8 protein-coding genes are annotated in these 8355 nt (G+C 51.8%); 3 read left to right on the top strand and 5 right to left on the bottom strand.

Annotated elements, in window-relative coordinates; genetic code table 11:
• Window positions 1-75 precede the first annotated feature (75 nt).
• Window positions 76-747 (top strand): phosphoglycolate phosphatase, encoded by a 672-nt coding sequence (gene gph, locus K5905_RS20965; protein ID WP_297587295.1) that lies wholly within the window; start codon window positions 76-78, stop codon window positions 745-747.
• A gap of 463 nt (window positions 748-1210) precedes the next feature.
• On the opposite strand, the gene K5905_RS20960 is transcribed toward gph, so the two are convergent.
• On the bottom strand, window positions 1211-1480 hold the full coding sequence (locus K5905_RS20960; protein ID WP_297587292.1) for a hypothetical protein: 270 nt from the start codon (window positions 1478-1480) through the stop codon (window positions 1211-1213).
• Window positions 1481-1946: 466 nt separating this feature from the next.
• Complete coding sequence (locus tag K5905_RS20955; RefSeq protein WP_297587290.1) at window positions 1947-2888, bottom strand: heparin lyase I family protein; 942 nt, start codon at window positions 2886-2888, stop codon at window positions 1947-1949.
• Between the two features lie 263 nt (window positions 2889-3151).
• Between K5905_RS20955 and K5905_RS20950 the strand changes: the two genes are divergently transcribed.
• Window positions 3152-5008, top strand: coding sequence for a tetratricopeptide repeat protein (locus K5905_RS20950; protein WP_297587288.1), 1857 nt, complete (start codon window positions 3152-3154; stop codon window positions 5006-5008).
• Window positions 5009-5032: 24 nt separating this feature from the next.
• Here K5905_RS20950 and K5905_RS20945 read toward each other — a convergent pair whose 3' ends face one another.
• Window positions 5033-6091: a polysaccharide pyruvyl transferase family protein gene (locus tag K5905_RS20945; RefSeq protein ID WP_297587287.1), complete on the bottom strand. Its 1059-nt coding sequence runs from the start codon at window positions 6089-6091 to the stop codon at window positions 5033-5035.
• A gap of 74 nt (window positions 6092-6165) precedes the next feature.
• Window positions 6166-6963: an acylneuraminate cytidylyltransferase family protein gene (locus K5905_RS20940; protein ID WP_297587285.1), complete on the bottom strand. Its 798-nt coding sequence runs from the start codon at window positions 6961-6963 to the stop codon at window positions 6166-6168.
• A gap of 99 nt (window positions 6964-7062) precedes the next feature.
• On the opposite strand from K5905_RS20940, the gene K5905_RS20935 reads away from it, so the two are divergent.
• Window positions 7063-8052, top strand: coding sequence for a class I SAM-dependent methyltransferase (locus tag K5905_RS20935; RefSeq protein ID WP_297587283.1), 990 nt, complete (start codon window positions 7063-7065; stop codon window positions 8050-8052).
• Window positions 8053-8073: 21 nt separating this feature from the next.
• Here K5905_RS20935 and K5905_RS20930 read toward each other — a convergent pair.
• On the bottom strand, window positions 8074-8355 hold a 282-nt coding region (locus K5905_RS20930), incomplete at its 5' end, for an N-acetylneuraminate synthase family protein (RefSeq protein WP_297587281.1).

Here is an 8355-nt window from a genome sequence, read left to right as displayed (position 1 = left end):
TTTATCTGAAGCAGAACGTGGTTTGAAAGCTCAAACAGCTTTGCTTCATTCGACAGAGCGATTGGTTGAGAGATTATGTCCGTTCTTGTTTTCGATCTGGATGGAACACTTGTGTCTTCGATGGAGGACCTGGTCGCCACGCTCAACGTGGTAATGACCGATGCAGGATATTCTGCGATCCCGCAAGACGACATTGCGCACATGGTCGGTATGGGGGCCAAAGTTCTCATCCAACGCGCTCTGGACCATAACGGCATCGAATGGAACGACGACACAGTTGCTCCCTTGTATGCGCATTTCCTGGAACACTACGCCAACAACATCGCGGTTCACACAAGACCGTTCGACGGTGTTGTCCGCACTCTTGAGGCCTTTCGAAAGGACGGCTGGAAACTTGCCGTGTGTACCAACAAGGCTGAAAGCCTCACCCTGCCGCTCCTGGACGAGCTGGACTTGTCCAGACATTTCGATTCCGTTGTTGGCGGTGACACTTATGCGGTTTCAAAACCCGATGCAGAGCCAGTACACGGTGCTATCCAGCGAGCTGGCGGACGCATTGAAGGCTCCTTGATGATCGGCGACAGCGGCACGGATATCAACGCCGCCCGCAATGCCGGTATTCCCGTTATCGCGGTCGATTTCGGTTACACGCCCGTGCCTGTGACAGAACTTGGACCGGACATCGTGATTTCTCATTTCGACGAACTTGCCGCAGCAGTGAATGCCCTGGCGGGTATTCCGGCATGACTTTGCCAGCTTAATCCGGGCGGATTGGAAACTAGGCCTTACCACACGAAACTGTTTTTCCAGTCTCTGGCTAGCCGGTCAGACAAGCCTGATTGCCTTCCGCTGTCCACTGACACGCACACACATGAACAACAGTCCAAGTCAGAATTTCGCTGGAACGCATTCGGTGTTCCAGCAGCAACCCCACTCCGGATCGGTCGCTGACACCTCTCGGCGAAAGTGGTTTTGGACATGACTAAAAACAACCGCGTCGAAAGCATGCAAACGATGACGCAGGCGACACTTGAAGCCAACGAACACTGCCTGACGTCACGCTTAGGAACGGTTGACGATTTTGCTGAGCAGGTTTCCGGAACTCGAACCAGCTTCCATGTCAAACCGGCGGCAACAACTGAAAACAAGGTTTATCGGGCTCTTTGTGAACCCCGTTCAACACTTTGAAATCTATTTTTTCAAGTAGACGCTACTGAATTTCAAAATACATACCCGACCCAATCACCACCACAACGGCCAAAACGACAACTCCAAGTGCCAACGCGTTGGCCGTCTCCAGCAGTGACTTTTTCTTTGACATCGACAGGCCTACCTGTTCAGAAACATTAGTGAGAAGGAAAGAATAGGCAGCCCAAACTACCGCTACGTTAACAAGAAAGCTAATTGGAAGGTTTTTATTGAGTGACGTTGGGGAAATTGCCATCTCTATCGCAAATGCAAGTAATTCCCGGTTCGCCAAGATCATCACCGACAGGCAAGCTACCAGTCGAGATCAACACCCCTGGCGCAAGCCGGCAACAACGCATCTTTAAAGCCAAATTTCCTTCTTGAAACCCCTGCCCGCTCTACTAATCCTTACTTGAAAGCAATTTGTATTCGGCACATGTCAAAGAAAAGCAATCTTCTTGCATACCAAACCGGTTGCCCACAGCGCGCAATCAAGTAAAGAAACAAAAGGCCATTGAAAGAACTGAAAGTCTAGTCAACATCATCCGCGTTACTTGAATCCTACTTTCTTTATTTTAAACAACCTTCATCAACTCCCGATGAATGTGTTCGGATTCTCTTTGGGAAGTGTAGATAGCACTGTGTTGCGAGATTCACTTATCGGGTGACAGCAGGCGACATTTCAGTAGACGACCAAGTTCCCCCGGGCCTAAAGTCGCTGTGAAAGAAAGTCATCCAAAGTCAGATCACTGCCTGTTTCACTTAAACATCGGGTCCATCAGGCCGATATCGGCAGGCGTTTTTCCGCTGCTGTAGGCTGAATGGTAAGCTGTGAAAGTGGTGTCGAATTTTGTGGTCGTGTAGAGACCGAACTTGAAATAGTATCCTTGGACGGCGGCGTTGTCGTAACCGGTGGATCCCTTGTAGTCTATGAACTCCACCCAGTCTGAGTTACATTCCGATGGATCAAGCACGTCACACTTGCGGTGCCAGGCATGGATTTCACCTCTATCGTCCGGTGCCCAGATGATCTTGTATGCATAATCATGAAAGACGCCCGGCTCCAGTTCAGGAGCCGTGTAGAGGATCTGGCCGTCGTGCTCATCCCCGAGTTTCGCAATAATTTGCTTGTTGAAGAGTTCAACCGCGAATTCTTTGTTCCAGAGCCGATGAGATAACGGCGGTCGGTGGAATGGTTTGCCGGGTTGATCGAGTTCATGCCATTGCGCCAGCACTAGTCTATGCTGAGAATTGACAGGGAAATCTTCAGGGATCAGCGTGGAAATGCGATACCAGGCCTCCTCCCCGTTCTTGGAGATGCGCGTGTCGGCCAGCTCCGCACGATTGCCGCCGAAAAGCTTTTTGTCGTCCGGCTTGATGGTGAACTGCAGCAGCCGTTCAAGATTCGGATAGTCGGCGAACGTGACGATTTTGCCTGAACCGCAATTCACCAAGCGCTCGGTGTTAATGTAGTCGGGAAAATCGTCCGGCTTGCCGTCGCAACTGATCGATCGCTCCTTGATGGCAACAGCCTTGCCGTCCAGTACGAGCTCGTCTGAGGTTTGTTCCTGCGCAAACGTGTTGCTGACCTGCAAGGCGGTAAAAATGAAGACGGCACCGGCGGTGATGAACGTTCCTTGTATCCGGTTCCGATCAACTGTTTCTAATTCGCCTAAACCTAACATTTGGCACTTCTCCAAGCAGACGCCGTATACAACAGCCTAGCAACACACATGAATTGAGACAACGTGATCAGGGCTGTTCGAGAGATTACTTGTCTGCGGCTGTTTTGTTGAAGAATTGCACAAATGCGCTTGAAAACCGCGCAATCCCCAACCGATTTACCATATTGGCTCAACTCCCCCTGCGAAGCGGAAACTGCCTTGGTAGTCTTTTGATCGTGATTCACCGTCGCCAGTGCGATTCGGCAAGGTCGGCCAGTTTCCGTGAGGATTGAGACAAAATGGCAACGCAAACTGCTCCGAACCCGGTTCGCGAGAAACTTATGAAAGGTCTTGCCTATCAAAAGTCCGGCGAGATCGAAAAGGCGCAGCGGTGTTACAAACAGGTTCTGAAGAAAACACCAAACAATCCAGACGCCCTCAATCTCATCGGAGTTACATATAGGCAGCTCGGTTTTCCCAAGCGAGCTATCGAGTTCATTCAGAAGGCAATCGCTTCCAATCCGAACCAGTCCTCATTCTACGCCAATCTTGCCCGTGCGATGATGGACGTCGGAACGGATCCGGACAGCTTGCTGGCGGTGTCGCATAAGGCTTTGTCGCTCAACCCGGTAGAGCGCGAGGCGCTGAACATCAAGGGGATTGCCCTCACCTCTCTCGAACGGTGGGAAGAGGCGGAAGTAACCTTTCAAACTGTACTTAAGAGCTTCCCGAATTTTGGTGACGCAGTCCAGAATTTCGGTCTGCTGCTGCGCAAGCAGAAAGAACATGAACGCGCCCTGGACCTATTCAACCGAGCCATACAGCTGATGCCTGGTGTCGCAATTAATTATGTCGAACGAGCACGGTGCCGGCTTGAACTGGAAGACTTGAAAGTCTCTAGGCAAGAACTGCAAGATGCGCTGGCACGGTTTCCAGAAAATGCCGACCTGCAACATGAATACGCCCGCATGTGTTTCAAGTCAGGTGCAGTCGCAGAAGGCCTCCCCTACGCCGAGAGAGCAATTCATGAAAACGAGAAGGATCCGCACCGGCGAGTGACTTTTGGGGTCATGCAATACAGCGTCGGTAACTTTGAAGCCGCAATCCAATCTCTTGACACGGCACGGCAACTTTCACCGGCGGATATGCCAACCGCAGAATGGAACCTTTCGCTGAGCTTGATGGCAGCGGGCCGTTTGAAGGAAGCCTGGGAATATCACGAAGCTCGCTTTAGGGACGATCTTTCAACAGTCGTGTGCCGAGAGTTTGATGTTCCAAAGTGGGATGGTGAACCAGCCAGGGACAGCACTGTGATGATCTGGAACGATCAAGGTGTCGGCGATGCGATCCGGAATGCATCACTTGTACACAGCGTTCTGGAAAACCATGAGGACGTGATTTTCGAAGCACCGGTTAAACTTTACCCGTTGTTCAAACGCAGTTTTCCGGACGCCAAGGTACGGCCAAGTAAATTCGACGTTGAAACCAAAATGCCAACTATCGACGATTATGATTGTCATTGCTGTGTTGCCGATCTAGGGGCGTATTACCGCCGCGAAATCACAGATTTTCAATGTGGCAGGGCACCGTTCCTGAGTTTTGACAAGGAAAAAGCACAACTGTTTCACACGCGGCTCGGAGCTGCCGGTGAAAAACCCGTCGTGGGTGTTTCCTGGCGATCAGGTAATCTGGCACCGTGGCGCGCCCGCTGGTACCTGAGCATTCTGGATTTCAGCCCGATTCTGGAAACGCCCGATATCACTTTCGTGAACTTGCAGTACGGAGCGCTCGAAAAGGAACTCACCTGGCTTCGCGAGGCCAAGAACATCAACCTCCACGCATGGGATGACATCGATCTGCGCGACGATCTAGATTCGGCTGCCGCATTGACAGCTTGTGTGGATCTGGTCATAACAGCCAATACGAGCGTCGGAGATCTCGCAGGCGCACTGGATGTCCCGTGCTGGCGATTTGGATCAATATCGACGGTCATCCTGTTGGGTGAGCAGAACCCACCCTGGTATCCATCAACCACGTACTATAAAATCCAACCGGATGAACGGGCCGTAGATATCGTCCCGGCCCTTTGTGTCGACCTGGCTGCATGGGAAGCGACTGCCAATATTGGTGCGAGGAAAGAACGCCTCGGGCTTTAGGAGGCGGTGTCCAAGGCCCGCAACCTAGCCTGCGAGTTCAAACAGACGCTTGTTGAAATCACGCGTCGTTTCTCGGAATTCCGCTAGGCATTTCGCCATGGCAACTTTCTGCACATCTTTCTGACCAAGAAGACTAATCAGTTTTTCCGCAATCCGGTCTCCACCACCTGCATCGGCTTCGTTCTGAGTCGACAACCAGTTTTGCTCAAGTCCCGCTTCCTTCAGGAAGAAGCCGACCTTGTCGTGACTGCCCAGGCCAACCGGTACTGTGTTCATGCCGAAGGGTACGATGTTTGCGTGCCCACGCATACCGATCGTCAGATCCATCTGGCTATAGGCATCGGCCAGGAAACCTACCTGTGCGAAGGACGGCGGATAGATGTGTGACGCAGAGTCTTCAAGGTTGATCGTACGCTCACCAAGCCTGGACTTGAACATTTCCCACACATCGCTGTCAATCCTGTCAACAAGATGAGGAATGAAATAGACGCGCATCCCGGGATAAGTGCGTGCCATCGTTTCAAACGCGTTGCACAACGCGTTAATGAGCTTTTGGCGGTTTTCACTCCATGGCTCCTGAAACCGGAAGTGCGGCCTGTCCCCTGCCCAGTTCAAACCAATCCTGATGTCCGCATCCGCGCTGCCCGGCAGGGTGAAGGCATGCGGCTGAACGAACATTCCCGGGTCCGGAATGATCTCAATACGATCTCCGTCAAGACCACCCGCCACAAGGGCGTCCTTGCTGCCTTGATTGCGAACACTGAAAAGCGAGGTTTTGGCCTGTGTTTCCCTGAGGTGCTCCATCGCATTCGGCAGAAGTTTCATTTCATCGAAATGGAATGCGTTGTAACCGATACCGTATGTCGCGACGGGAACCTTGATGCGTTTCAGATCCTCGATCCCAATGTTGAACTGCCAACCTGAGCGGCTACTGTCCTCAGGTCGATGGAAAATCATACCACCGCCACCGAGAACTATCAGGTCACATGTCTCGTTGACCAGGTCAATCAAGTCACTGTGAAACACCGTCTGCTGACAGTGAATTGGCAAAAAATCGAGCGGTTCGGGTGCATCTTCCCGCATGACTCGCATTTGCCCCTGCTGGAGAGCCAAGTCGCCGTAATTCCGGCTCCATCCGCCCACGTGCGCTATTCGGATCAATGTTCTACCCCTCCGTTGACCAGGTTGACATCCAGGTCAAAGCCCGGGGCTTTCAGAAAATGCTCGGCCATTGCAAAGTCATCTAACGAGTTGATGTCCAGGGAATGTAACCTGTCCATCACAAATGGTCGTGCATCTTCCGTGTGGAAGGTCTTTTTTTCTTTCAAGAGCGACGGGGACGCGATGTAGATGCTCCCGTTAACGCCGAAGACGGGTTTGATGTTCTGCCGTTGAGTGTTCGGATTTACACCTTCTATAACCGGCAAGAGTTTGTCCTCCTCGATCCAACGCAAACTGATCAGCGGTGTCAGGCTGCGATAAACGGAAACAACCGGACGCAGGGGATTTTCTGAAAACTTGGCAAGCGCTTTTTCAACATGCCAACTCCGCCTCAAAGGAGACGTCGGAAGCAACATGGCGATAGCATCAGGAAGCTTACGCCCCTGTTCTTCAAGCCATGAAATAAAATGCAGAATGACATTGATCGCGTGGACATTGTCGTTTGCAAACTCGGCCGGCCGAATGAACGGTACGGGGGCGCCGTAGTCGGCGGCAACGCCTGCAATTTTCGGATCATCCGTCGACACAACAATCTCGCTGACAGATGACACCTTCGAGGTTTCTTCCAACGTCCAGGCAATAAGGGGTTTACCGGCCAATTCTTTCAGGTTTTTACCAGGCACAGCCTTTGACCCGCCGCGCGCCGGAATCACAGCGATGCAGCTCATGAGGCACCAGATGTGAGAGAATTGTCGTTCATGATCAACGTCGTCCGCTGTTGAATTTAGTTTCATGGTTCGATCAACAACGTCTGATTATCAATCCATGAGTCAAAGAATACTCGATTTTCAACAAGTTATCGAAAGATACCTACGACCGCAGGACGCTCCCGGGTGGTCAAAGCACTGATGTACGGTTCTAATGACGTCCAACTACTCAATCCAAAACTTGAAAACCTGTTCGAGCGCTCAATGTCCAACCCGTCCTCGCCTCCTTTGTTTCAAAAGCAGCTATACGAGCTTGCCCTGATTTCGGACAAAACCACCCGGGTGCACTGGCCGTGCACCCGCGACAGTGACATCCCGGTTCTGCGTGACGAAGAGAGCGGCGTTGTGTTTTTGGCACAGCTGCCTGACCTGCAAGCTCACTACGACAAAAAGACGATCAGCAAAAATTCCGAAGCGGAGGTTTTCACGCGGGAAGGATTGCTCAAATTGAAACGAAATGACGATCTGCGAAGACGTCTTGATCAGACCAGGGACCTTATCTCGGGCCGCAAAATTTGCGACTTCGGAACAGGACGCGGCCTGTTCCTGGATCACGCCATTTCCGTTGCACGTAACGTCAGTGGTGTGGAGATCCGCAAAGATATGTGCGACATGATCCGCAAGAGGCTTGGCGACAGCGTTTCGCTCTTTTCCGATATTACTCACGCACCAGAACAGTTCGACGTGGTCACGCTTTTCCACGTTCTCGAACACATACCCGATCAAATCGGGATCCTCCGCGCGATTTTCGAAAGCCTTGCGCCCGGAGGTCTCATCTTTGTGGAAGTGCCGCACGCTCGGGATTTCCTGATCGAAGACATCAAATCCGAAGCTTATTGCAACTTCACGTTCTGGAGCGAGCACATGGTTCTGCATACCAAGGAAAGTCTCGCAGTTTTCATGCGCGACGCTGGCTTTGTCGGAATATCTGTAGACGGCTTTCAAAGATACGGCCTTGCAAACCATCTTTATTGGCTGCAGCACCGAAAACCAGGCGGACATGAACATTATGCTCATTTGGTCGATGACGAAGCAGATGCCGCCTACAGTCGCAATCTCGTCAGACGCGATAGGAGCGACACGCTGATTGCAGTCGCCAGAAAACCGGTAGCTTGAGACTAGATCGTTTGAAGCCTCTCAAGCCGTGGCGCACTCAGACGGAAAGTCTATTTTTTCCGCTTGCAAAGTATCATTGCGCCTCAACTTTTCTGCGATAGGTTTTTCGCCGTCGTAAAACTTCAATCTGCCGTCACCTTTGACCACTTCAAATCGCAGCAACTGGCCAACAAGCTCAGCCATCTCATCCATTTCCAAGGACGCCTTTTGGTCGGATCCCCAGTCTGAGCGGTCGAGCGTAACATGCCGCTCAACTGAAACCGCTCCCATGGCAACAGCGCAAACGCTGGGCAGAATGCCGCT

The sequence above is a fragment of the Roseibium sp. genome (assembly GCF_025698965.1).
Classification (GTDB): domain Bacteria; phylum Pseudomonadota; class Alphaproteobacteria; order Rhizobiales; family Stappiaceae; genus Roseibium.
Note: the sequence above shows the minus strand (reverse complement) of the source record. Positions and strands in the feature narration are given on the sequence as shown.

Bases quoted from the DNA above. Each gene is read 5' to 3' on its own strand.
- K5905_RS20950 (WP_297587288.1), top strand. From the start codon at position 3,152: ATGGCAACGCAAACTGCTCCGAACCCGGTTCGCGAGAAACTTATGAAA.
- K5905_RS20945 (WP_297587287.1), bottom strand. From the start codon at position 6,091: ATGCGGGAAGATGCACCCGAACCGCTCGATTTTTTGCCAATTCACTGT.
- gph (WP_297587295.1), top strand. From the start codon at position 76: ATGTCCGTTCTTGTTTTCGATCTGGATGGAACACTTGTGTCTTCGATG.
- K5905_RS20940 (WP_297587285.1), bottom strand. From the start codon at position 6,963: ATGAAACTAAATTCAACAGCGGACGACGTTGATCATGAACGACAATTC.